Below are 25,270 nucleotides of genomic sequence, written 5' to 3'. Positions count from 1 at the left end.
AATATTTTAGAAAAACTTAATAATTATTTAAAATTTCATGGTGGAAAAATGGTACAAGTATCATTAATGGCAAATAATGCTTCAAAAAATAATACAGTTGATATTAATGTTGGCCAAACAAAAAATATTGTAGTAGATCCGAAGGTAATCGCAAAAATTGATATTAATCCAGAAAGAATTGCTTCAATAACAAGAGATGGTAATAGTGCAGTTATTCATCTAAAAGATGGGACTGAAATTGTTTTAGAGAACTTTTTTATTAGTGAAAATCCACAAATTCTTTTAAATGAAGGGCAGACTTATTGGACTGCTAATTTAGCTGAAGATGCTACAGGACAGACCACTGTTAATTATTTAGAATTAAAAGAGATACCAAAATATATAGATGCTTCATCTTCTGTACCTATCTGGTCTTGGGTTGTTAGTGCTTTAGCTGGTGCAGGGACAGTTGCATTATTATCTCAGCAAGACGCCAAAGATAAAACACCTCCGGAACCAGGTAAATTGTCTTTCCAAAATCTTTTAGATTCAGGGGAGTTAACACAAGATCAGATCACGAATGATAACAAGTTTAATTTAAAACTCAGCGGACAGGAAAAGGGAAGTAGCGTAACGTATTTAATCTCTACCGATGAAGGTAAAACCTGGCAAGAGACGACATTAAATCAAAAAGATTTAGCTGACGGTATTTATCTTTATAAAGCTGTAGTGACAGACGCTGCTGGCAATACCTCGGAAACGGCTGTACAAAAAGTGGTTGTGGATACTACCGCGCCGCAAGCAGGTGAACTGGCTTTATCTGACTTGAGTGATACAGGTGTTTCAGTAACAGATCAGATCACGCAAGATAAAAACTTCAATTTAAAGCTTGAAGGACAGGAAAGCGGCAGCCGAGTAACATATTTAGTTTCCACTGATGAAGGAAAAACTTGGCAGGAAACCACGGTAGTCCAAAAAGATTTGGCTGACGGTGTTTACCAATATAAAGCTGTAGTGACAGACACTGCCGGCAATACCTCGGAAACGGCTGTACAAAAAGTGGTTGTGGATACTACCACACCACAAGCAGGTGAACTGACTCTATCTGACTTGAATGATACAGGCGTTTCAGTAACAGATCAGATCACACAAGATAAAAACTTCACTTTAAAACTGGAAGGACAGGAAACTGGTAGCCGAGTAACATATTTAGTTTCTACCGATGAAGGAAAAACTTGGCAGGAAACCACGGTAGCCCAAAAAGATTTAACTGATGGTGTTTACCAATATAAAGCTGTAGTGACAGACGCTGCTGGCAATACCTCGGAAACAGCTGTACAAAAAGTGGTTGTGGATACTACCACACCACAAGCAGGTGAACTGACTCTATCTGACTTGAATGATACAGGCGTTTCAGTAACAGATCAGATCACGCAAGATAAAAACTTCAATTTAAAGCTTGAAGGACAGGAAACTGGTAGCCGAGTAACATATTTAGTTTCCACTGATGAAGGAAAAACTTGGCAGGAAACCACGGTAGTCCAAAAAGATTTGGCTGACGGTGTTTACCAATATAAAGCTGTAGTGACAGACACTGCCGGCAATACCTCGGAAACGGCTGTACAAAAAGTGGTTGTGGATACTACCGCACCGCAAGCAGGTAAACTCACTTTATCTGATTTGAATGATACAGGTGTTTCAGCAACAGATCAGATTACGCAAGATAATAGTTTTACTTTAAAGCTAGTTCAACCGATTGTGATTGGGGAACAAGCCGCTTTACTAGACCACTATGAAGTTTCAAAAGATGAAGGAAAAACTTGGCAAGAGACAACAGCTGATCAAAAAGATTTAGCTGATGGTATTTACCAATATAAAGCTATAGTGACAGACCTCGCAGGCAATATCTCAGAATCTGCTATACAAAAAGTTGTTGTAGATAATTCCTTAAATGTTGAATCAACCACAGTGATTGTAAAGCCGATTACTGAAGACAATACAATAAGTCTAGTTGAAAAAGATCAAGTTATTTCTATAAGACTTGAAATAGCTAATTTACCCACAGATTTAAATAGCTCACTGACATCAGTAAATACGACATTAGACAATGTTACTTATAATTTTCATTTTGATGAAGTCACGCAAGAATGGGTTACTGAAATTCCAGCAGAGTTTCTTTGGTCAGTAGAGCCGCAAACCAATATATCAATTGATATTAGTCTTACTGATCAAGCTGGCAATACAGCCATTATCACACATACCCAAAATTATAATGTGGATCCTACTCCGAATTCACCAACCCTAGATTCATTGACTTTCAACAATATAGATGGAGCTATCATTTCAGGTAGTGCATATAAAGGAAGTAAGGTCGATATCTACAATAAAAATGGTGATTGGCTTGCAAGTACAATAACTAATGAAGAAGGTAAATTTACTTTACAAGATCTTTCAATTAACTCAAATCAAGAAGTTTACGCAGTCGCTACTTATAATGGTTATAGCAGTGAAAATTCATCAATTGGGTTAGTTACTGAAGTTCCAGCTATTAGTATTACACGAATTAGTCCAGAAGGCGTGATTAGTGGTTATGCGACTGAAGGTAGTCATTTTATTGTAAAAGATCAGAATGGAAATATTTTACAAGAATTTAATTCTAATGTATTTGATAGCTCTGGTATTACACCATTTAGTGTAATGGCATTAGGCGAAGTAAGACCATTTATTTTGTCCCTCGATCAGCCTTTAGAGGAAGGGGCTCAAATTATTATCTCTACAGATAAAGATAATATTTCAGGCCATCCACAATATATTACTGCAGACTATACTCCAGCAGTATTTTTAGAAACTCCACAATTTGATATTAGTGGTGAAACTTTATCAGTACATGTTAATGAACCTAACAGCTTTATTCGTGCATTTTCTGGAGAAGGCAATTTAATTGCTACAGGTTTTACCGATGAGCAAGGCTTTGCAAGTTTACAGGTGTTCCAATTTTTAAAAGAAGGCGAAACGGTTACTGTACAAGTAGTAGATAAAAATCAAAATACGAGTGAAACCCTAATCGAGGTTCCAAACTTTGCTTATATTCCACATGTTGAACGTATTACACAAGAAGGCTTAATTTCTGGAGTTGCTGAAGATAATAGTACGGTAATTGTACGTGATGCTGATGGCAATGAATTAGGAAAGGTTACATTAGGTGATGATAATAGTTGGAGTGACTTTAGTCATTTTAGCTTGAGTGTAAACCGCCCTTTAATTGATGGAGAGAAAATTTCCGTTCAAATTATTGATAATAAAGGGTTAATGAGTCCTGAGCAAAATATCATCGTAGATCTGACTCCTCCATCTGCTCCAACGGAGTTAAATTTCAATGATGCTGGTGATTTAGTTTATGGTCATGCAGAACCTTTCTCTGAAATTTTAGTTAAAGATGGGCAAGGAAATATTCTTAATAAATGGTTTTGGAATAACTGGACCGATGAGAGTGGAAGTTTCTCAATAGAACTAGGTACATTTTTAACAAATGCTGAGACAGTTTATGTCACGGCTACCGATGTAAATGGAAATGTAAGTTTAGCAGCTCAGATACAGGCGCCTAACTATGCTTTTGCCCCCCATGTAGATAGCTTTACTTCGGATGGCGTGATAAGTGGGCAAGCTGAAAATAATAGTACTCTCACTGTTAAAGATGCCAAAGGTGACGTTGTAGCTGAAATTAAAGTTGGTGAAGATAACGGTTGGAATGGATCAAGTTATTTTAAACTCCAGCTTGATCGTCCTCTTGTCGATGGTGAGCAGTTTTTCTTATCAATTAAGGATGCACGTGGGCAAGTAAGTGCTGATACTGTAATTACCGCTGATACGGTTGCTCCTACACCAGCCAGCAATTTAGTTTTCTCAGAAGATGGTTCATATCTTACGGGTGTAGCAGAACTGAATACTACGATTCAGGTTTTTGATCATAATGGTCAGCTAGTGAATATATGGAATAACACCATTAACTCTGACGGTACATTCACTATTTACTTAGGTAGTAACAATTTACATGGAGAAGCATTCACAGTCACTGTTAAAGACCAAGCCGGAAATGTGAGTGAGGCTATTTCAATAAACGCGCCACTTGACGATATTGCACCGAATCCAATTAAAAATATTTTACTTGATGCAAATGGCCAAAACTTTACAGCACAAGCAGAAGCAAATAGTCAGATCGAAGTTTTTGATTCATTGGGTAATCAGACAGGTTGGGGTTCTACAGATAGTGCAGGTAATGCTTCTGGTTCTTTCAATCAAACTTATTTACACGGTGAGGAACTCACTTTTGTTGTTATAGATCGAGCAGGTAATCGCAGTATCGAATTTAAGCAAAATGCTTTAATTGATACCATTGCACCAAATCCGATTGAAAATATCATCTTCAACGAAAATGGCCAAAGTTTTACAGCTCAGGCAGAAGCCGGAAGTTCTATTGATGTATTAGATCAGACTGGAAATAAGATTGGTTTTGGTTACACCGATAGCTCAGGTAATGTATCTGGTTATTTTCAACAAGTTTACTTACACGGTGAGGAACTTACTTTTGTCGTGATCGATCGAGCAGGTAACCGCAGTGCAGAGGTCAAGCAGAGTGCTTTGAATGATGACGTCGCACCAAATCCGATTGAAAATATTGTATTAGATCTCAATGGCCAGAACTTTACAGCTCAGGCAGAAGCAAATAGCCAAATTGAAATCAAAAATAATAATGGTGACGTCGTAGGTTATGGATCAGCAGATAGTGCAGGTAATGTTTCAGGATATTTGTATCAAGTGCATTTACATGGCGAAGAGCTCACTTTTATTGTAGTTGACCGAGCGGGTAACCGCAGTACAGAGGTCAAGCAGAATGCCTTGATTGATGATATTGCGCCAAATCCGATTGAAAATATTGTATTAGATCTCAATGGTCAAAACTTTACAGCACAAGCGGAAGCGAATACTCAAGTTGAAGTTAGAAATGCTGCAGGTGAGGTCGTAGGTTCTGGTTATGTAGATGGCGCTGGTAATGTGTCAGGTTATTTATATCAAGTCTATTTACATGGAGAAGAGCTCACTTTTGTTGTCGTTGACCGAGCGGGTAACCGCAGTACAGAGGTCAAGCAGAATGCCTTGATTGATGATATCGCACCAAATCCGATTGAGAATATTTTACTTGATGCGAACGGACAGAACTTTACAGCTCAGGCAGAAGCAAACACTCAAATTGAAGTCAAAAATACTGCTGGTGAAGTCATAGGATCTGGTTCAACCGATAGCATGGGTAATGTTTCTGGTTACTTCTATCAGGTCTATTTACATGGTGAAGAACTCACTTTTGTTGTAGTTGATCGAGCGGGTAACCGCAGTACAGAGGTCAAGCAGAATGCCTTGATTGATGACATTGCTCCGAATGCGATTGAAAACATTATCTTTAATGAAAATGGTCAAAACTTTACAGCGCAAGCAGAAGCAAATAGCAAAGTTGAAGTTAAAAATGCTGCGGGTGAGGTTGTAGGTACTGGTTATGTAGATAGTGCTGGTAACGTCTTGGGTTACTTGAATCAAGTTTATTTAAAAGGTGAGGAACTCACTTTTGTTGTGATTGATCAAGCCGGTAATCGCAGCGTTGAAGTAAAACAAACAGCCTTTCTCGATAATACAGCACCAGAAAATGCGACTAATTTAGTATTTAGCGAAGATGGTTCATATCTAACTGGTATGGCTGAGCCAAATGCTACGATTCAAATATTTGATCAGAATGGTCAATTATTAAATCTTTGGAATAATCATGTTAATTGGGATGGAACATTTAGCGTCTCATTAGATACTAATTACTTGCATGGCGAAGAATTTAAGGTGGTTGTAGTAGATCGGGCTGGTAATTTGAGTAGCGCGGTTACTGTAAAAGCGCCACTTGATGATACTGCTCCTGTAGCTGCAAGTAATCTGGTCTTTAGTGAAGATGGTTCATCCCTTTCGGGTGTAGCAGAGCCAAATACCTTCATCCAGATTTTTGATCAAAATGGTCAACAGGTGAATACGTGGAATCAGAGTGTAAATGCTGATGGTACATTCACTATTTCTTTCGGAACTTACAATTTACATGGTGAAGAGTTCACAGTCACTGTTAAAGACCGAGCTGGAAATGTGAGTGAAGCTGTTTCAGTTAAGGCGCCGCTTGATGATATTGCCCCAAATCCGATTAAAAATATTGTATTTGATGCAAATGGCCAAAGCTTTACGGCACAAGCAGAAGCAAATAGTCAGATTGAAATTTTTGACTCATTTGGTAGTCAGATAGGTTGGGGCTCTACCGATAGCACTGGTAATGTGACGGGTTACTTCTATCAAGTGTATTTACATGGAGAAGAATTAACGTTCGTTGTTATAGACCGAGTAGGTAACCGTAGTGATGAAATGAAGTTAAATGCTTTGATGGATACCATTGCACCAAAGCCGATTGAAAACATCATCTTTAATGAAAATGGGCAAAATTTTACAGCACAAGCAGAAGCCAATAGTTTTATTAGTGTCAAAAATGCTGCGGGTGAGTTTGTTGGCTATGGTTATGTCGATAGTACTGGTAATGTGTCCGGTCACTTCAATCAGGTTTACTTAAAAGGTGAGGAACTCACTTTTATTGTTATAGATAAAGCAGGTAATCAAAGTATTGAATATAAGCAAAATGCTTTAACTGATGATATTGCACCAAATCCGATTGAAAACATCGTCTTAAATAAAAATGGACAAAACTTTACAGCGCAAGCGGAAGCCGATAGCCAAATCGAAGTTAAAAATACTGCGGGTGAGGTCGTAGGTTCTGGTTATGTAGATAGTATTGGTAATGTGTCAGGTTCTTTTAATCAAGTCTATTTACATGGAGAAGAGCTTACTTTTGTTGTAGTTGACCGAGCAGGTAACCGTAGTACAGAGGTCAAGCAGAATGCTTTGATTGATGATATCGCACCTAATCAAATTGAGAATATTGTTTTTGATGTAAATGGTCAGTACTTTACGGGGCATGCTGAAGCAGATACTCGAATTGAAGTACTAGATCAATTTGGCAATCGCGCTGGTTGGGGATATGTTGATAGCCAAGGTAACGTGATAGGTTATTTCAATCAGGTTTATTTACATGGAGAGGAATTAACTTTCATCGTTGTAGATATAGCTGGTAACCGAAGTGTTGAAGTTAAGCAAAATGCTTTAATTGATAATGTCGCACCGCCAGCAGCAGCAAATATTACATTAACCTCAGACGGATTGCTTTTTGGTGAGGCGGAGCCAAACTCAACTGTTGAAATTATTGATCAATATGGTGCAGTTATCACAACAACTTATGTTTGGTACGATGGCACATTTAATCAATGGATTAATCTGAGTCAATACCAGACACAAAATTTAAGTATTGTTGTCAAAGATCAAGCAGGTAACCGCAGTGAAGTTGTACATGAATTAGTACCAGTATTTACCAACTCACCAATTGCTGCAACAGAGCTAAAACTGGATATAGATGGTCATATTCTGACAGGTAAGGCGACAGTAGGAATGTCGGTTGTTGTTACATCTACTGATGGTCAGACCATTAACGGAGGGTGGAATAATGCTGTGAATGAAGATGGTAGTTTTGCTATTCAGTTAAATGATTACTATCTACAGGGACAGACATTACAAGTTCGAGTTTATGATCAGAATACGAATCAATATAGCCTAATCTCTGAAATTATTGCGCCTTTAGACAATATTGCTCCAGTAATTAATGAAGTGGTAATTAACAATGATGGTTATGGTATTACTGGGCAAACTGATTCAAAAGCAATCATTCAGGTAATGGATGCGGATGGAGATTTACGAGCAGAATTTCAAGCGGATGAGACTGGATATTTTAACGCTAGTATTTATCCACCTATATTACGTGGAGAGCAGTTATTTATCACTGCGATAGATTTAGCCAAAAATATAAGTAAGCCATTTAATATTACTTTTAATGCAGATACTAATGCACCGCCATCAGCAGAGCATATTGTGGTATCTGAAAATGGTTTTTTTATTGAGGGAACCGCTGTAGCAATTAGTACTGTGCATATTTTTGATGTGCATAGTAACCATGTTGCCACTAATGTTGCAGATGAAGCTGGAAACTTTAATATTCAGTTGTATCCACCTCTAGCGAGTGGACAAATTTTACGCATTGTTGTGGAATACAATGGGTATCAAAGTGCTTACACCGAAATTACGGCACCTATAGACACTGTCGCACCAAATGCAGCAACTCAGCTTCTCTTAGAAGATGGAAATGTACTTTCAGGACAAGCGGAAGCATATTCAATTGTTAATATTTTTGATGCTAATAATAATTTGGTTGGTCAGACTAATGTTGGAAGTGATGGTGCTTTCTTAACACACCTATGGTATGAGTATTGGCATGGCGAAACATTAACGGTAAAAGTAGTTGATGCCAATCAAAATGTGAGTGTGGGGACAACGATTGTTGCTATAAATGATACGGTAGTTCCAGATGTAGTTACGCAGCTTGCTATAGATGAATGGGGTTCGCTCACAGGGAGGGTAGAAAGTTATGCTACTGTTGAGCTTACCTATCATTTTACTGACCAACCGCTTTCTGTAACGAGCACTACAGCATTGGCAAATGGAATGTTCTTTATCTATCTGGATAGAAATGCAACTTCACTTGACCTTACTGTTATTGATCGTGCTGGAAACCGTAGTGAAACCATTAGCCAAATAATTAGTGATTTACCGACTGTTATTATTGATCACTTTAAAGGTGATGCTACAGATAATACTTATAACATTGATACTATAGATGATTTTGTTCAAGAATATATTGTTGAGCCGTATGCAATATATAAAGACGTCTGGATTGATAATAGCTATATGTATTCAGATTGGGTCATTGAAGGCCATTATGAACAGATATGGTTTGTTGATGGATATTATGAATCGCAATGGGCCACAAGTGGTTATTCAACTGTACAAAATATTTATCAAAATCAAAATGGTATAACTTATATTGATAATGGCACGGCAGATAGCGATTATAGTCGATATGAACAACAATATTATGATTTCGTGAATGGCCAATGGCAAGAAGGCTATGAATTAACTTATATACGTTCAGAAGAAGGATGGGTTGATACAAGTCATTATGAAGATGTTTATATTGATACAAGTCATTATGAAGAGGTTTGGGTAGATACTAGCCACTATCAAGATATTTGGGTAGAAAATAGTTATTGGGAGAGTCAACTTGTTGAATCTGGCCGTAGAGATGTGGATTTAGGCGGGCATGATAAAATTATCAGTTCTGTTAATTATAGTTTGGTTGGTTTATATCAAACAGTAAATGATCCAACGACTGTAGATTCGTTTTTGGAAAGCGGTCGTTATGTAGAAGACTTGGAACTGGTTGGTTCTGCTCATCTCAATGCAACAGGTAATGCTTTAGATAATCTTTTAACAGGTAACTCTGGTAATAACATTTTGAATGGGCGTGAAGGTAACGATACCTATATCACTAATGAAGGTACTGATACCATTCTGTTCCAATTGCTAAATAGCCAAGATGCGACTGGCGGGAATGGACATGACACGGTGTTAGATTTTACTTTAGGTGATATAAGAACTAACCTTCAAGCTGACAAAATCGATTTAAGTGAACTATTAATTGACTATTCTAAAGATGTAAGCGCATTAGCTAAATTTATTACTGTAGAGCAAGATGCTGGGAACACGACTATTAGTCTTGACCGAGATGGCGAAGGTACAATGTTTAATAGTGTGTCACTGTTAACTCTAAATCAAGTAAATACAACATTAGACGAATTACTAAACAACCAGCAAATTATTGTTTAATATGAATATTTAACTTTAGGAAAGAGGCTATGAAAATAGCCTCTTTTATTTTGTGCTTTAAATTTAATAAAAACTCTTCACAACCTGTTAAAAAATGACCAAAAAAATAGAATTTTTTTTCATTTTCCCCTTGAAGCCATTTTTTTCATCCCCACAAAAGTGACATCTAAATATTTTGTTATTGCTCTGGATTAAAGCAATAACGATTAATCAAAAAGACTAAGTCTGATGGAGTTAATTATGAGCAACATTCGTCCATTACATGATCGCGTTGTGATTCGTCGCGTAGAAGAAGAAACCAAAACTGCTGGCGGTATTTTATTGCCAGGTTCTGCTGCTGAAAAACCATCTCAAGGTGAAGTAATTGCAGTAGGTAATGGTCAAATCACTGATAACGGCGTACGTGCTTTGGATGTTAAAGTTGGTGACAAGGTGTTATTTGGTACTTATGCAGGTACAACAGTTAAAGTAAATGGTGAAGAACTCTTAATCATGAAAGAGTCAGACATCTTAGCTGTATTAGAAGGCTAATCGATCCATAACTCAATTCATTATCAGATTCAGTATTTAAAAAGATTCGGAGTTTAATATGTCAGCTAAAGACGTAAAATTTGGTGATTCAGCTCGCTCAAAAATGATTGCAGGGGTAAACGTACTTGCAGATGCGGTTAAAGTGACTTTAGGTCCTAAAGGCCGTAACGTTGTGATCGACCGCTCCTTCGGTGCGCCGCACATCACTAAAGACGGTGTAACTGTTGCAAAAGAAATTTCATTAAAAGACAAGTTTGAAAACATGGGTGCTCAACTTGTTCGTGAAGTTTCAAGCAAAACTAACGACATCGCAGGTGACGGTACAACAACTGCAACTGTACTTGCTCAAGCAATTTTAAATGAAGGTATCAAATCAGTAACTGCTGGTATGAACCCAATGGATTTAAAACGCGGTATCGACATTGCAGTAAAAACTGTAGTTGAAAATATCCGTTCTATTGCTAAACCAGCTGATGATTTCAAAGCAATTGAACAAGTAGGTTCAATCTCTGCTAACTCTGATACTACTGTTGGTAAACTTATTGCTCAAGCAATGGAAAAAGTAGGTAAAGAAGGCGTAATCACTGTAGAAGAAGGCTCTGGCTTCGAAGACGCATTAGACGTTGTAGAAGGTATGCAGTTTGACCGTGGTTATATCTCTCCGTACTTTGCAAACAAACAAGATACTTTAACTGCTGAACTTGAAAATCCGTTCATCCTTCTTGTTGATAAAAAAATCAGCAACATTCGTGAATTGATTTCTGTTTTAGAAGCAGTTGCTAAAACTGGTAAACCACTTCTTATCATCGCTGAAGATGTTGAAGGTGAAGCGCTTGCAACTCTTGTTGTAAACAACATGCGCGGTATCATCAAAGTATGTGCTGTTAAAGCTCCTGGTTTCGGTGACCGTCGTAAAGCAATGCTTCAAGACATTGCGATCTTGACTGGCGCAACAGTTATTTCTGAAGAAGTTGGTATGTCTTTAGAACAAGCAACTCTTCAAGATTTAGGTACAGCGCACAAAATTACTGTTTCTAAAGAAAACACAGTTATTGTTGACGGTGCTGGTGATGCTGCTGCTATCGCTGAACGTGTTCAACAAATCCGTGCTCAAATCGAAGAATCTACTTCAGAATATGACCGTGAAAAATTACAAGAACGTGTTGCTAAGTTAGCAGGCGGTGTTGCTGTAATTAAAATCGGTGCAGCAACTGAAGTTGAAATGAAAGAGAAGAAAGACCGCGTAGACGACGCACTTCACGCAACTCGTGCAGCAGTTGAAGAAGGTGTTGTTGCTGGTGGTGGTGTTGCTCTTGTTCGCGCTGTAAATGCTCTTGAAGGCTTAAAAGGCGCTAACGAAGATCAAACAGCTGGTATCAACATTTTACGCCGTGCGATTGAAGCTCCACTTCGTCAAATCGTTGCGAATGCTGGTGATGAGCCATCTGTAGTTATCAACGCTGTTAAGAATGGTGAGGGTAACTTCGGTTACAACGCTGCAACTGGCGAATATGGTGATATGTTAGAAATGGGTATCCTTGACCCAGCTAAAGTAACTCGTTCTGCACTTGAACACGCTGCTTCTGTTGCTGGCTTAATGTTAACTACAGAATGTATGATTACTGACATTCCTGAAGACAAACCAGCTGCTCCAGATATGGGCGGTATGGGTGGTATGGGCGGAATGATGTAATAACGCATCAACGCTTTAACCCCAAAAAAATCCCTGCATTCGCAGGGATTTTTTTATTTTTCCAGTAATTTTAAGAATAAGTTAAGTTCAGAACCCTAAAATTAAAACAGGAACAGCAGCTAGAAGTTCCTCTTTTGTTACAACCATGCTTATCTATTTATAAGCATGGTTTTTTTTATCCAAATAAAATAATAAGCCAAGTTGCGACAATAATAGAAAGTGCAACAAACTGAGCGGCACTACCCATATCTTTCGCATTTTTGGAAAGTTGGTGTTTCTCGAGTGAAACTCGGTCAACCACTGCTTCAATGGCAGAGTTGAAGAGCTCAACAATGATGGCAAACAAACAGACAATAATCATCAGGGCATGTTCGCCGCGAGTTACATCAAGGAAAAAGCTGACAGGGATGAGTACAAGATTAATTAAAACAATTTGCCGAAATGCAGCTTCATTTTGGTAAGCAGCTTTAAATCCTGAAATTGAATAACTGGTGGCATTCAAGATGCGCTTTAGGCCACTTTTACCCTTATAGGGAGAATAACTATCCATTCACTTATATTTTTGACACTTTTCATGCATTATATAGTGCAGCCCTTAAAAAAATATTAAATCTTTTTTAAAGATTTTGACTTTATAACTCCATAGAGAAGAAGAGATGAAAAAACTATTTGTAGCCTTAGGACTTATCATGGGTAGCTTGCATATAAGCTATGCAGAACCAGCTTCAGCTCAACAAGTACCCGGATATTACCATCATCAATTTGGTAATTATCGGATAACTTCCTTGCTCGATGGCACTATTTATCTAGATCCTAAATTGTTTAAAAATTTAAGTCCGGCTGAAAAAACTAAAATTTTAACGAAATATGCTGCTGTAAATGAGAAGGGGATTCAGACTTCAGTAAATGCTTTTTTAGTTGATGATGGTAAAAGTTTGACGCTTGTTGACAGTGGAGCTGCGAGTTGTTTTGGTCCACAGTTAGGTTCAATTGCTAAAAATCTTGAATTAGCGGGCTATCAACTTGCTAATGTGAAAACTGTTTTATTGACCCACTTACATCCAGACCATGCGTGCGGTATTGCTCAAAATGGAAAAGCCGTATTTCCTAATGCAACCATCTATGCTCATGAGCGTGAAGCAGATTATTGGTTAAATCCAGAAAATGAAAAAACTGTACCAGCGGATAAAAAAGAAAATTATTTAGGTACTGTTAAAAACGTAAAAGCTGCACTTGCACCTTATCAAGCAAAAAAAGCATTCAAAACCTTTAAAGATGGTGATGTTATTCAAGGTTTTGAAGTGATCAATACACAAGGGCACACACCGGGTCACCATAGCTTCCGTTTGAAGAGTAAAGGGCAACAAATTGTCTTTGTTGGTGATATTGTCCACTCACATTCTTTACAGTTTGATGCTCCAAAAACTGGAGTAGATTTTGATGTAAATTCAGAGCAGGCAATTAATACTCGTTTAAAAATGTTTGCTGAAGTTTCAAATAAGCAACAATGGGTAGCTGCCCCGCATTTACCGTTCCCAGGAATTGGTCATGTGTATAAAGTGAATGCTGAGCAGTATCAGTGGATTCCTTTATATTTTAATAACAGTCTTGATAAATAAAAAAACAGGGCATTCATTGCCCTGTTTTTTTATGAAGATTGAATTATTTTGCTGCTTTTTCAAAATTAGTGACAGCTTCGCGACCGAGTGCTGGGTCATCGGTAAAAACGCCATCAACACCTGCCTTGAAATAGGCTTCAAACTCTTTTAACGCACCAGATGGACAACGTTCAGCAGGTTTATCTGGGCTGCACTTTAACGGCGCTGGTAAGAAGTTATTTTCTGGTCGGAAAGTATAAGGATGTACTTTTAAGCCAGCCGTATGTGCATCAGAAATAAACGTACTAGTTTTATAAGAGCCATCGTTATTAAAGGTCAGTATGTAACCTTTACTTGGTCCTACACCATTTGCATATTTGGCAACATCTTTTAACCCTTGTGCTGTGGCCAAATCAGCATAAGTTTTAGTGTCACCAGACTCTACGAAGTCTGCTGGTCGAGATGTTTTTGAATCGTATAGCTGAATAATTTGTGCATGTTTAAGCGTCTTATGAAGATCAAGCTCATTTTTTAAATATTTTAAATTACTCACTTCAAAAGACTGTAAATAGACAGGTGCAATATCACGTGTATATTTATATTTGGCTAAGGTTTCTAGAAGAGTATCTTCCATTGCCAGATTTTGATTTTTAAAATAAGTCGGATGTTTCGTCTCAATATATAAACCTATAATTTTCCCCGTCTTTTTATAGTTAGCTTCGGCAAGCTCAATGATTTGTTCTAGAGTTGGGACAGGGTAAAGGTCATTATAAGCTGTGTTGGCTGGTCGAAACTCAGGAATACGTTCACGCGCTTTAAGCTGCTGTAATTCACTTAAAGTGAAGTCTTCCGTGAACCAACCGGTTAAGTCGACGCCATCAATATTTTTTGTTTTTTTACGGTCTGCAAACTGACTTAAAGTGCTTACATTGGTTGTTCCACCAATCTCATTTTCATGGCGGGCAACCAATACGCCATCTTTTGTAGAGACTAGATCCGGTTCAATGAAATCTGCGCCGTCATCAATCGCTTTTTGATATGAAGCTAAAGTATGTTCAGGACGTAAAGCGCTAGCGCCGCGGTGTCCTACTACTAGAATTTTAGGAAGTTGATATTCTGGCGTGGTTGGCGTCGTTTCAGTTTTATCGTCATCATTACAACCAACCAAGCTAATTAAACTTAAGCATAAAAGTGCTTTTCTAAACATAATTCTACTCATATTGTTTTAGTTGAAACGACTCAAGTTTCGGTGCCTTGTTTGACATGATCATGAAGAATTCATGAATTTTAAGTGACACTCGTTAACTGGTTTTTTATTGGTTTGTTGGAAATATTCAATCACGCTTTGTTTTTGTCTTAATTACATTTATTGTTTAATTCTACTTGTCTTTTTTATACCTCTCGTTGATCATCACAAGGTCTCGAAGCGGCATTTACTTCTGTTAATTAACGACATCATACCGAGCAGCCATGCTATCTAAATTTTTTATTCAACGCCCCATTTTTGCCAATGTATTGGCGATCATTGTTATGGCTTTCGGTATTTTTTCGGTCATGAATTTGCCTGTAGAACGGTATCCAGACATTGCTCCACCTAAAATTACTGTGTCAGCCAACTATAGTGGTGCAGATGCTCAAACGGTTGAGCAAAGTGTTACTCAAATTTTAGAACAGCAAATACAAGGGATTGATCACTTACTCTATTTTAGTTCATCGAGTGACTCATCTGGACGTAGCCGAATTACTATAAGTTTTGATAACGGAACAAATCCGGATACTGCTCAGGTCCAAGTACAAAATAGTATTAGTGGCGTAATACGTCGCTTACCTGATGAAGTTCAACGCCAAGGTGTTACGGTAAGTAAGTCACTGGGTGACACTTTTATGGTAATTGGCTTATATGACTCGACAGGTAAAACAGGAAACATTGAGCTATCGGACTATTTAACTACGCATGTGGTAGATAACCTGAACCGTATTGAAGGGGTGGGCGAAACTGATGTATTTGGTTCACAATATGCCATGCGTATCTGGTTAAATCCCGATAAATTAAAGCAATATAATTTAATGCCAAGTGATGTAGCGAATGCAATCACCGCACAAAATACTCAAGTCGCCGCTGGGGCAATTGGTGACTTACCCGTAATTGACGGTCAATATTTAAATACAAAAGTCACAGCAGGTTCTCGCTTAAAAACAGTTGAGGATTTTAAAAATATTGTCGTGAAGTCGAATAAAACAGCGAGTTATGTGTATTTAAAAGATATTGCCAGAGTTGAGCTAGGTGCAGAAAACTATCAGTCTTTTAACACTATTAATGGCTATCCTGCAGCAGGTTTGGGTATTTCTTTATCTTCGGGTGCAAATGCAATTCAGACCTCTAAGCTCATCCACCAAACTCTAGATCAGCTTACAACGAAACTACCAGCGGGTTATAAAATCGTTTATCCACGAGATAATACGCCCTTTGTTCAAGAGTCAATTAAGGAAGTAGTAAAGACTCTGGTAGAGGCGATTATTCTGGTTATTTTGGTCATGTTCCTGTTCTTACAAAGCTGGCGTGCTACGCTCATTCCGAGTATTACCGTTCCAGTTGTGATTTTAGGAACTTTCGCTGTCTTATATGTGCTTGGTTTTAGTATTAACACCTTAACGTTATTTGCGCTGGTACTCGCGATTGGTTTGCTAGTCGATGATGCAATCGTGGTCGTGGAAAATGTTGAGCGGCTCATGCATGAACAGCACTTATCTCCTAAAGAAGCTGCTATTGAGTCGATGGGGGAAATTAGTGGTGCCTTAGTCGGAATTACGTTGGTTTTAACTGCTGTTTTTATTCCAATGTCCTTTTTAGGTGGTTCAATTGGGGTGATTTACCGTCAGTTTTCTATTACTTTAGTTGCCGCTATGGCGTTGTCGCTTATTGTTGCGCTCATTTTAACACCGGCTTTATGTGCATTAATTTTAAAACCAAACCCTCAACCTCAGCGTTGGGCCGTATGGTTTAACCAAAAGATTGAGCAACTTAAAAATCAATATATCAAGCTTGTTCAGACGAGTATTCATTACAGTAAATCAGTTATTGTGATTTTTGTGGCTTTAATTGCCGTTTTTACGCTGTTCTATAACGGTTTAAAAAGCGGTTTTATTCCTAAAGAAGACCAAGGAATTTTAAGTGTTCAAATTAAGCTCGTAGACAGCGCACCAATTTCTCAAAGCCAGAAAATTGGTGAGCAAGTCCGCCAATATTTCTTAACTCAAGAAGATAAAAACGTAGATTTGGTTTTAATCCGCTATGGACGAAATTATTCGGGCACAGGACAAAACTTGGCACAAGGGTTTATTGCTCTAAAACCGTGGGATGTCCGAACAGGAAAAGAAAACTCGGCTGAGGCTATACAAAAGCGTGCAATGAAATACTTTAGTCATTTTAATAATGCACAGATTAATGTGACTTTACCTGCCTCAGTTAATGGCTTAGGTCAAACAGATGGTCTGGATTTATGGATTCAGGATTTGAATGGGCAAGGGCAAGATTTTCTAGATAGTGCCTTCCGCCAATTGCAGGCTCAAAGTAAAAATTATTCAACTTTCGAAAACTTTGATAAGCAGTCAACCAATAGTAAGGCAAATCTTAATATTAAGATTGACCAGAAACAGGCACTAGCAAATGGACTACAGCTATCGGCAATTAATAATACTTTATCTAGCGCATGGGGCGGAACTTATGTAAATGACTTTATTGATCGGGGCCGTATTAAACGTGTCATGATTCAAGGTGATGCCGAGTTTAGATCTAAACCGGAAGATTTATATAACTGGTCTGTACGTAATGACCAAAATGAAATGGTTCCGTTTAGTTCATTTGCCACCTTTAGCTGGGGCGGGGCACCGGAAATTGTAAAACGCTATATGGGATATAGTGCTTTACAACTACAAGCAGATGTTGCGAGTGGCAGCAGTTCTGGCCAAGCGATGAAAGATGTAGAACAACTTGTTAACCAACAAAAAGATATTGGTTTAGCGTGGACAGGTTTATCTTTTGAAGAACAGAAGTCGACTAATCAGGCGGTGTGGTTATATTTAATTTCGGCTGGATTTATTTTCTTATGTTTAGCTGCTTTATATGAAAGCTTAAGTATTCCTGCCGCCGTAATGACATCTATTCCGCTTGGTGTAGGAGGAAGTGTGATTTTCTCTTATATTTTTGGTTTGCCAAATGACGTGTATTTCCAAATTGCGCTATTAACGACTATTGGTTTGTCATGTAAAAACGCCATTTTAATTGTTGAGTTCGCGGCCTTAGCGCAAGAAAAAGGTAAGAATGCCATTCAGGCGGCCTTAGAAGGTGCGAGCTTACGATTAAGACCGATTCTAATGACCTCTTTAGCCTTTGGGGCAGGCGTAATTCCGCTTGTGTTTGCTCAAGGTGCTGGTGCGGTTAGTCGTCAAGAGATTGGTATTAGTATTTTAGGTGGCGTGATGTTTGGTACTGTGCTGGTTCTGTTTTTTATTCCGGTCATGTACGTATTATTACGTTCACTGTTTAAATCGAAAGCTTCAACCTAAAAGTAAACAATTTAAAAACGGGCATCAAATCAAGTATATTAAGATTAACTTTTCTTCTTATATTTGATTTTGATGCCTCAAGAAAAAAAATTAACACAGCAGCAGGTTATCGCCCTAGAACGGGATCTTGCCAAGTTCGCAACCATGATGGATAGTGCGGTCCGTATTCCTTTTACAAAGCAGGGTATTGGCGCTGATGCTGCCTTAAGTACTATTCCAATTGCCGGTGATGTCGCTGGGTTCGCACTGACGTGTTATGCCATTTATAAGGCTAAACAAATAGGTGTGCCTCAGCATAAGCTCACTCCAGTGATTAAACTTGCTGTAGTCGATGCCGTAGTCGGTTTTGTTCCAGTTGCAGGGACTATTTTCGATATTTTTATACGTCCCAGTCGAAAAGCATTAGATGTGGTGCATACGCATATACGTGAAGAATATGCGATTCAGAGTGATATTCATGTCATTCATCCGTATTTACATGAAAAGCTCGAAAAGAAGCAACAACAGTCGGCATTCTGGCGTAACCCTGTTGTGAGTTGGTTATGGTTGCACATACCCGATTTATTAGGTGCGTTTATACTGCTTTTAATTGGCTTAGCTGTGTGGTGGGGTGCAAGTTACCTTTGGGGACTTTATCAAACTATATAATCAAAAAATAAAGCCTCCATTTGGAGGCTTTATTTTTACATTAAACGTTTTATGGGCAATCTAATTGGTGTAGAGCTGCCACACGTTGTTCAATTGTAGGGTGAGTTTGGAACAATGCAGCTAAACTAAAGCCTTGTTCTTTACCTTCCGCAATTGCGAACGCTTTCATTTCTTTTGGCATTTGGTCAGGTAACTCTGTTTCAGCTTGCAAACGTAATAAAGCAGAAATCATCGCTTGTTTACCAGCTAAACGCGCACCGGCTTCATCTGCACGGTATTCACGGTAACGAGAGAACCACATCACAATGGCAGAGGCAAGAATACCGAACACGATATCTAGAACCATTGTAATGATGAAATAACCCATACCTGGGGCTTCATTGTCTTGACGACCAAAGACATTACGGTCAATAAAGTCACCTACTACACGAGCAAAGAACATAACGAAGGCGTTTACAACACCTTGGATGAGCGCCAATGTGACCATGTCACCATTTGCAACGTGGCCGATCTCGTGCGCCAGCACAGCACGTAGCTCATCTTTGTTCATACGCTCAAGTAGACCGCTTGAAACGGCAACTAAGGCATCATTTTTATTCCAGCCTGTTGCAAAGGCATTAGACTGATATGAAGGGAAGATACCAACTTCTGGCATATTAATACCAGCACGTTGAGAAAGTTCAGCGACTGTTTGCAATAACCAGCTTTCAGCTTGGTTACGAGGAGCATTTGGGTCAATCAGTTCTGTACCAGTAGTTTTCTTAGCCATCCATTTGGACATGAATAGAGAGACTAAAGAGCCCACCATACCGAACACAAAACAGATGACTAAAAGGTTGCCTAGATTTAAGCCACCCGCGCCATGGTAACTACCGACACCGAAGAGTGACAAAATAATGCCAGCTACAACCAGTACCGCGAGGTTGGTAAGCAAAAACAAACCAATCCGCATCATTGAGAAAATCCTCTTATAAATAAAATATTATCTGATTTATAAATTATAAATCACTCAGCTAATATGCGGCGCTTAGGGGAAAAATTCAAGAAAAAAATAAGGAATCAATACATTCTTTGCGATCAAAGAATGTATTTAAATTAAACAAGTTATTAGAAGGCCCCTCTGAACATGACAGTGGGGGTAATAGATCATTACAATTTTTTGACAATAGAACCCGCTAAATAAATAACCGTAAGGTATTAGGCCTTTTAAGCTTACTCAATCCGGATATGTGCAATAGCAGTTGCATTATTAGTGACATAAGTTCCCGTAGGTGCGTCTGTATATGTACCATCTGGCAATGTCACGATTTGGCGCGAAGAAGAATACTTTATAGGCTGAGCAGAGACTTGCGTCGAAGTACTGTGCGGTATGGCTGGTTGGTTTATCGCTTGGGCAGAAATACTTGAATTGCTAAAAGAAGAAAGGCCTACACCAGAAGAATATAAGTTTTGGTAGCGGCTAGTGACTCGGCGAACATAATCTTGGGTTTCACGGAATGGGGGAATACCGCCATATTTATCGACGTTTCCTTCTCCTGCATTATAAGCGGCAAGCGCCATTTGCGTATTACCGTTAAAACGTTTGAGCAACCAACTTAAATATTTAGCACCAGCGAAGATATTTTGCTGAGGATCATAAGCGTTAGATACGTTAAAACGACGAGCAGTAGCCGGCATAAGCTGCATTAAACCTTGGGCGCCAACCGGAGAGCGGGCATTTACGTTAAAGCCAGACTCGGTATGCATAACGGCTTTGATTAATCCTTCCGAAACGCCGTGCTGTTGTGCTGCCTGCTTAATAATATGGTCAAAAGCATTTTTGTTTTTGCTATAGCTTGGTAGAACCGAAGCCTCTGAAGTCCCCCAGTTGCTATAACTATGAATATTACTATCCGGGTAGTAGGTGACTTTTACTTTTTTGAGTGAATGGTCATAACTTTTACGGTTAGTCAGTAAAGTACTGCCGTTTTTGTCTTGGTAAATGTACATCTGACCTGCTGAAGTCGGCGTTATACCTACCGAAAAAGTGGTCATCCCCAGTAAACAAGAAAAAAGATATTGAACCGAATTTTTCATTTTATGTTATTCACAATTTTAGGGTCTCAAAACTTGTCAAAGAGTTTATCAAAAAATATTACTTAAAGAAGTTTTGTGTAATTTTTTTTATTTTGACTCTTTGAAAAAATCAAGCAGTTTTGCTCGAATGATCATCAAAAAAAATTAAAAAAAAATTTTAAAATGATTCTATTGACTTGAATAACTATTTGAAAAATAAAGGTAAAAATCATTGGTTAAAAAATGATCAATTTAAATAAAACCCTTAACAGAAGGTCAAAACAGTTTGTCAAGTATTAAGAAATCCACAATTTTATCCACAGGTTTTGTGGAAAACTGTGGAAAAGTCCAAAAAGTAAGCATTTTGCGCAAAAAATGAACTCATCGGTCAAAATAGCGCACTGCTTTTGCATCATGCCTGAGCATTATGACGACTTCAAGAATTGAAACTATTCTTTTGATGCGATTCTCATCCGAATCATATAAAATTGCGCGGTATTTTTATTTATGGGTATATCTCGTCTATGTACGCGCCAGTTGAGTCCAACGAAGGATTTAATTTTAAGCCTGAACTTCCAACAAGCTCGGCCTATTATCGTTTGCTTAAGAAGCTTCGCCGTCAAGTTGGACATGCCATCCGTGACTTCAATATGATTGAAGATGGTGACAAGGTCATGGTGTGTGTGTCTGGTGGTAAAGACAGTTATACCTTGCTCGACATTTTGTTGCAGTTCAAACGTATTGCACCAATCAATTTTGATATTGTTGCGGTTAACCTTGACCAAAAGCAGCCTGGTTTCCCTGAAGATGTTTTACCACGTTATATGGAAGAAAATAACATTCCGTATTACATTTTGGAAAAAGACACTTACAGCATTACCAAACGTTTAACTCCTGAAGGTAAAACGTACTGTGCTGTGTGTTCACGTTTACGCCGTGGTTCGCTTTATGGCTTTGCTCAAGAAATTGGTGCAACCAAAGTTGCGCTAGGGCATCACCGTGATGACATCATTGCTACTTTCTTCTTGAACTTATTCCATGGTGGTAGCTTAAAGGCAATGCCACCTAAGCTTTTATCGTCAGATAAGAAAAATATTTTGATTCGTCCTTTGGCTTATGTTGAAGAAAAAGACATTATCAAATATGCAGAGTTACGTAAGTTCCCGATTATTCCGTGTAACCTTTGTGGTTCACAAGAGAACTTACAACGTGCCATGATCAATGAAATGCTTCGTGAATGGGACAGACAGTATCCAAAACGTTTACACAGCATTTTTGGTGCGTTACAGAACGTTTCACCTTCACAACTTGCTGACCGTGATTTGTTCGACTTCGAAGTTCTTGACTCGCAGCGCGAATTAGACTTTAAAGATCCAGAAGAACTGAAAAAACGTTTAGATGTAGTGAACTTAAGCTTTGCTGCTGAATAAAACGAATTAATAAGTCAATTGAAGGCACTTTATAAACAAGTGCCTTTAATGTATCAAAATACTAAAAAATGAATGTTCCGTACAAAAAGTCATAGCTCAACCTTAAAATTACATGCTATAACAACGCTCAAGCAGAAGTGCTTCACACGATGTTGTCTGGATAGGCAACACTAGAGAAATTGAACAAATAAATTTGAGGAAGAATCATGCCTGCATTTTTAACTGATGATTGGTTTGCGACTGTCGAAAAATTAACTGCTGAAGCAGGTGATCTTAATTTGCCACCAGCTCTTGCGAATTTGGCAATTAATTTAGTAGTTACAGATGCTTCTGGAAATACCGAATTAGCGTTAGATGGGGGTAAAATCCAAAAAGGTTTGTCTTCAAATGCCAAAACTACATTAAACATGGATGCTGAAACTTTACGTAAAGTATTCCTTGAGTTTGATATGGCAGCTGCTATGCAGGCATTCATGACTGGTAAAATAAAAGTTCAAGGCGATATGTCTCAGTTAATGGCTTTACAAACAGCTAAACCAAGCCAAGAACAAAAAGATTTGTTCAAAAAAGTATTAGAGCAAACTGCTTAAACTGAAAAAGAATTCATATAAAAAGCTTACCCGAGAGGTAAGCTTTTTATTTATACAAACAATGAATTTATCAACTTTTAGATGATAAAAACTAGATATTAATTCGCGTTTGTGCCGTTTTAATGTGCTCAAGATAAGCACGTATACGAGTCACATACTGAACTGCTTGTTTGTATCGACCATTGCGAGTTTTGTTACTCTGCAAATAATTATAGAGATTAACCCATTGGTTCGGGTCTTTCCCTTGGGCTTGCAAGCGCTTTTGAATCTGGTTCACCGCACCCGGTCCCATATTGTAAGCCACAAGTGCATACCAGTTGCGATCTGGGAAAGGAATATCATCATACTCACTTAACATGAGATCATAATATTTCGCACCGCCCTGAATACTCTGTGCTGGATCGTTACGGTTACTTACACCCATTGCCCGAGCTGTACTATTGGTTAACATCATTAACCCACGTACACCTGTTGGTGAAACAGACTCTGGCTTTAGGTACGATTCTTGATAACCAATCGCTGCAAGCAAATGCCAGTCTAAATCGTACTGAGCAGCACTTTGTTTAAAGCTTGCTTTGTAAATCGGTATACGTGCACTTAAGTCACGTTGAATCGTAGACCAAGCTTCTGGTTTTACAACATTACGGTTATAAAAAGAAGCAAGTTGCTGAGTTAGACCATTTTGTTTGCTTTGACAAACAAAACCGCTTGCTGTTTGTGTAAGCGGGTCATCTGCTTGTTTAAACACCCAGCTTAGATTCGGATTTAATCCATTTTTTTGCAAATTTACGATATCACCACAACTTGCAGAAAAAGACATTAAACCTTTGTTCTCGATTGAACTTAAGCTTGCGGTTGTCATGGCAAGATTTGCTTTACCTTGCTGAACCCACTTAAGCGCCGTGGCATTATCTGTCACGATTTTGAAGTCCAACTTTACATTTAAGCTTTGTGCATAGTTACGCGCTAAGTCATAACCGAAGCCGTGTAAAAACTGGTCTTCTTTAAAAACAGTCGTTGGGCTTTCTACGGCAACCACTGTTAATGTGTTTGTGTTAACTACAGTATTGTACTGTAGGGTTTTTCCTGCATTGATACTATGAAAGGGAAAAAACATAGTGCTGAGCGCAAGAACTTTCAATGGGAGAGAAGAAAATAAAGAGCTAAGGCCAAGCCTCGACCCAGAACTTGAATTACTGTGCATGTTGTCTCCGCTACAGGTAATTTATGCCCTAAAAGTCAGACAAAAAGCTGCCATAACTTCTAAAAGTTGATAAATTCAATAAGGGGTGGGCAGTCATGACGTCATTCAAAATGACATGAAATGAAAAAAGCAAACTGTGTAGAAAATCTACATAGTTTTTGAGTGGGTTAAAAAATACTCAACATTTAAGATGCGCGCATCATAATATTGAAAAAAAGTATTGTCAAATTTTGTACAATTAAATATCCGATATATCATCATAACAACATGAATTTATTAAGGAAGAAAATTTATACACTTCTGATGTGAGAAAATAGGGTATAAAATGCTACATCTTGTAACCCTTATGTTGTTAATCAGTGGTTTTTAATCATGAAATCTAACTTAATCACTCGGTCAGGCCATGACAAATTAGTTGCTGAATTAAAACAACTTTGGCATGAAGAAAGACCAGAAATTACGAAAAAAGTAAATTGGGCTGCAAGCCTCGGTGACCGTAGTGAGAATGCAGATTATCAATATAACAAGCAGCTCCTTAGAAAAATTGATCGACGAGTACGCTACTTAGGAAAGCGTTTAGAAGAGTTAAAAATTGTTGATTACTCACCTGAGCAAGAAGGCAAAGTTTACTTTGGTGCTTGGGTCGACATTGAAAATGAAGAAGGGGAGCAAAAAACTTTACGAATTGTCGGGGTAGATGAAATTTATGATCACCATCCTCAGCATATTTCAATTGAGTCACCTATGGCACGTGCACTCTTGAGTAAAGAAGTCGATGATGAAGTAGAAGTACACACGCCTCTGGGCAAAAAGCTGTGGTATATCAATGCAATTCGCTATGAAAAACCTAAAAATGATGAAATTTAGATAGATTTGTTTTTATTTTGAGCGTTTGAATTAAAAATTAAATAAAAGATTTGCCAACTTGCATTTTTGTTTATATTATAGCGCTCGTTGGAAGCGTGGCAGAGCGGTTTAATGCACCGGTCTTGAAAACCGACGAGGGTGTGAGTCCTCCGTGAGTTCGAATCTCACCGCTTCCGCCAAAATTCTTAAAAAGCCCTTGTTAATGACGA

Annotated in this window: 14 protein-coding genes and 1 tRNA gene; 10 read left to right on the top strand and 5 right to left on the bottom strand. The window is 38.3% G+C overall.

Features of this window, described 5'->3' with window-relative positions; translation table 11 throughout:
• Positions 1-48 precede the first annotated feature (48 nt).
• The 3 genes from blp1 (at position 49) to groL (ending at position 12,103) form a co-directional block, all read left to right on the top strand.
• Positions 49-9,879, top strand: a complete 9,831-nt coding sequence (gene blp1, locus GO593_RS02315) for a biofilm-associated Ig-like repeat protein Blp1 (RefSeq protein ID WP_000250972.1) — start codon at positions 49-51, stop codon at positions 9,877-9,879.
• A 240-nt stretch (positions 9,880-10,119) separates the two neighbouring features.
• Positions 10,120-10,410: a co-chaperone GroES gene (locus tag GO593_RS02310; RefSeq protein WP_000065579.1), complete on the top strand. Its 291-nt coding sequence runs from the start codon at positions 10,120-10,122 to the stop codon at positions 10,408-10,410.
• A gap of 58 nt (positions 10,411-10,468) precedes the next feature.
• Complete coding sequence (groL, locus tag GO593_RS02305; protein ID WP_001274623.1) at positions 10,469-12,103, top strand: chaperonin GroEL; 1,635 nt, start codon at positions 10,469-10,471, stop codon at positions 12,101-12,103.
• A 175-nt stretch (positions 12,104-12,278) separates the two neighbouring features.
• On the opposite strand, the gene GO593_RS02300 is transcribed toward groL, so the two are convergent.
• Positions 12,279-12,653, bottom strand: coding sequence for a diacylglycerol kinase (locus GO593_RS02300; RefSeq protein WP_000379022.1), 375 nt, complete (start codon positions 12,651-12,653; stop codon positions 12,279-12,281).
• Positions 12,654-12,759: 106 nt separating this feature from the next.
• Here GO593_RS02300 and GO593_RS02295 point away from each other — a divergent pair, with 106 nt between their 5' ends.
• Positions 12,760-13,722 carry an MBL fold metallo-hydrolase gene (locus GO593_RS02295; RefSeq protein WP_000732896.1) on the top strand — a complete coding sequence of 321 codons (963 nt, stop codon included), beginning with the start codon at positions 12,760-12,762 and terminating at the stop codon, positions 13,720-13,722.
• 43 nt (positions 13,723-13,765) lie between these two features.
• Here GO593_RS02295 and GO593_RS02290 read toward each other — a convergent pair whose 3' ends face one another.
• The gene (locus tag GO593_RS02290) at positions 13,766-14,908 is read right to left on the bottom strand and encodes a glycerophosphodiester phosphodiesterase (protein ID WP_000488509.1); all 1,143 of its coding nucleotides are present in this window, start codon (positions 14,906-14,908) and stop codon (positions 13,766-13,768) included.
• A 263-nt stretch (positions 14,909-15,171) separates the two neighbouring features.
• Between GO593_RS02290 and GO593_RS02285 the strand changes: the two genes are divergently transcribed.
• Both GO593_RS02285 and GO593_RS02280 read left to right on the top strand, forming a co-directional pair.
• A complete protein-coding gene (locus GO593_RS02285) occupies positions 15,172-18,267 on the top strand; it encodes a multidrug efflux RND transporter permease subunit (protein WP_000949246.1) in 3,096 nt (1,031 codons plus the stop codon).
• 72 nt (positions 18,268-18,339) lie between these two features.
• On the top strand, positions 18,340-18,915 hold the full coding sequence (locus GO593_RS02280) for a DUF4112 domain-containing protein (protein ID WP_001135453.1): 576 nt from the start codon (positions 18,340-18,342) through the stop codon (positions 18,913-18,915).
• 49 nt (positions 18,916-18,964) lie between these two features.
• On the opposite strand, the gene htpX is transcribed toward GO593_RS02280, so the two are convergent.
• A complete protein-coding gene (gene htpX / locus GO593_RS02275) occupies positions 18,965-19,870 on the bottom strand; it encodes a protease HtpX (RefSeq protein WP_000984535.1) in 906 nt (301 codons plus the stop codon).
• A gap of 257 nt (positions 19,871-20,127) precedes the next feature.
• Entirely contained in the window at positions 20,128-20,991 is an 864-nt protein-coding gene (locus tag GO593_RS02270) for a lytic transglycosylase domain-containing protein (protein WP_000798650.1), read from the bottom strand.
• Positions 20,992-21,494: 503 nt separating this feature from the next.
• Here GO593_RS02270 and ttcA point away from each other — a divergent pair.
• Together ttcA and GO593_RS02260 are read left to right on the top strand one after the other, a co-directional pair.
• Positions 21,495-22,400, top strand: a complete 906-nt coding sequence (gene ttcA, locus GO593_RS02265; protein ID WP_000271251.1) for a tRNA 2-thiocytidine(32) synthetase TtcA — start codon at positions 21,495-21,497, stop codon at positions 22,398-22,400.
• Between the two features lie 206 nt (positions 22,401-22,606).
• Positions 22,607-22,990, top strand: a complete 384-nt coding sequence (locus GO593_RS02260) for an SCP2 sterol-binding domain-containing protein (protein ID WP_001110719.1) — start codon at positions 22,607-22,609, stop codon at positions 22,988-22,990.
• 91 nt (positions 22,991-23,081) lie between these two features.
• On the opposite strand, the gene GO593_RS02255 is transcribed toward GO593_RS02260, so the two are convergent.
• Entirely contained in the window at positions 23,082-24,194 is a 1,113-nt protein-coding gene (locus tag GO593_RS02255) for an MltF family protein (protein WP_001984613.1), read from the bottom strand.
• A 372-nt stretch (positions 24,195-24,566) separates the two neighbouring features.
• Here GO593_RS02255 and greB point away from each other — a divergent pair, with 372 nt between their 5' ends.
• Positions 24,567-25,061: a transcription elongation factor GreB gene (greB, locus tag GO593_RS02250; RefSeq protein WP_000841361.1), complete on the top strand. Its 495-nt coding sequence runs from the start codon at positions 24,567-24,569 to the stop codon at positions 25,059-25,061.
• 89 nt (positions 25,062-25,150) lie between these two features.
• A tRNA-Ser gene (locus tag GO593_RS02245) sits at positions 25,151-25,240 on the top strand.
• Positions 25,241-25,270: the final 30 nt, after the last annotated feature.

Origin of the sequence: Acinetobacter baumannii (genome assembly GCF_009759685.1) — a bacterium.
Lineage (GTDB): Bacteria > Pseudomonadota > Gammaproteobacteria > Pseudomonadales > Moraxellaceae > Acinetobacter > Acinetobacter baumannii.
This window is presented reverse-complemented; position numbering and strand designations above follow the sequence as displayed.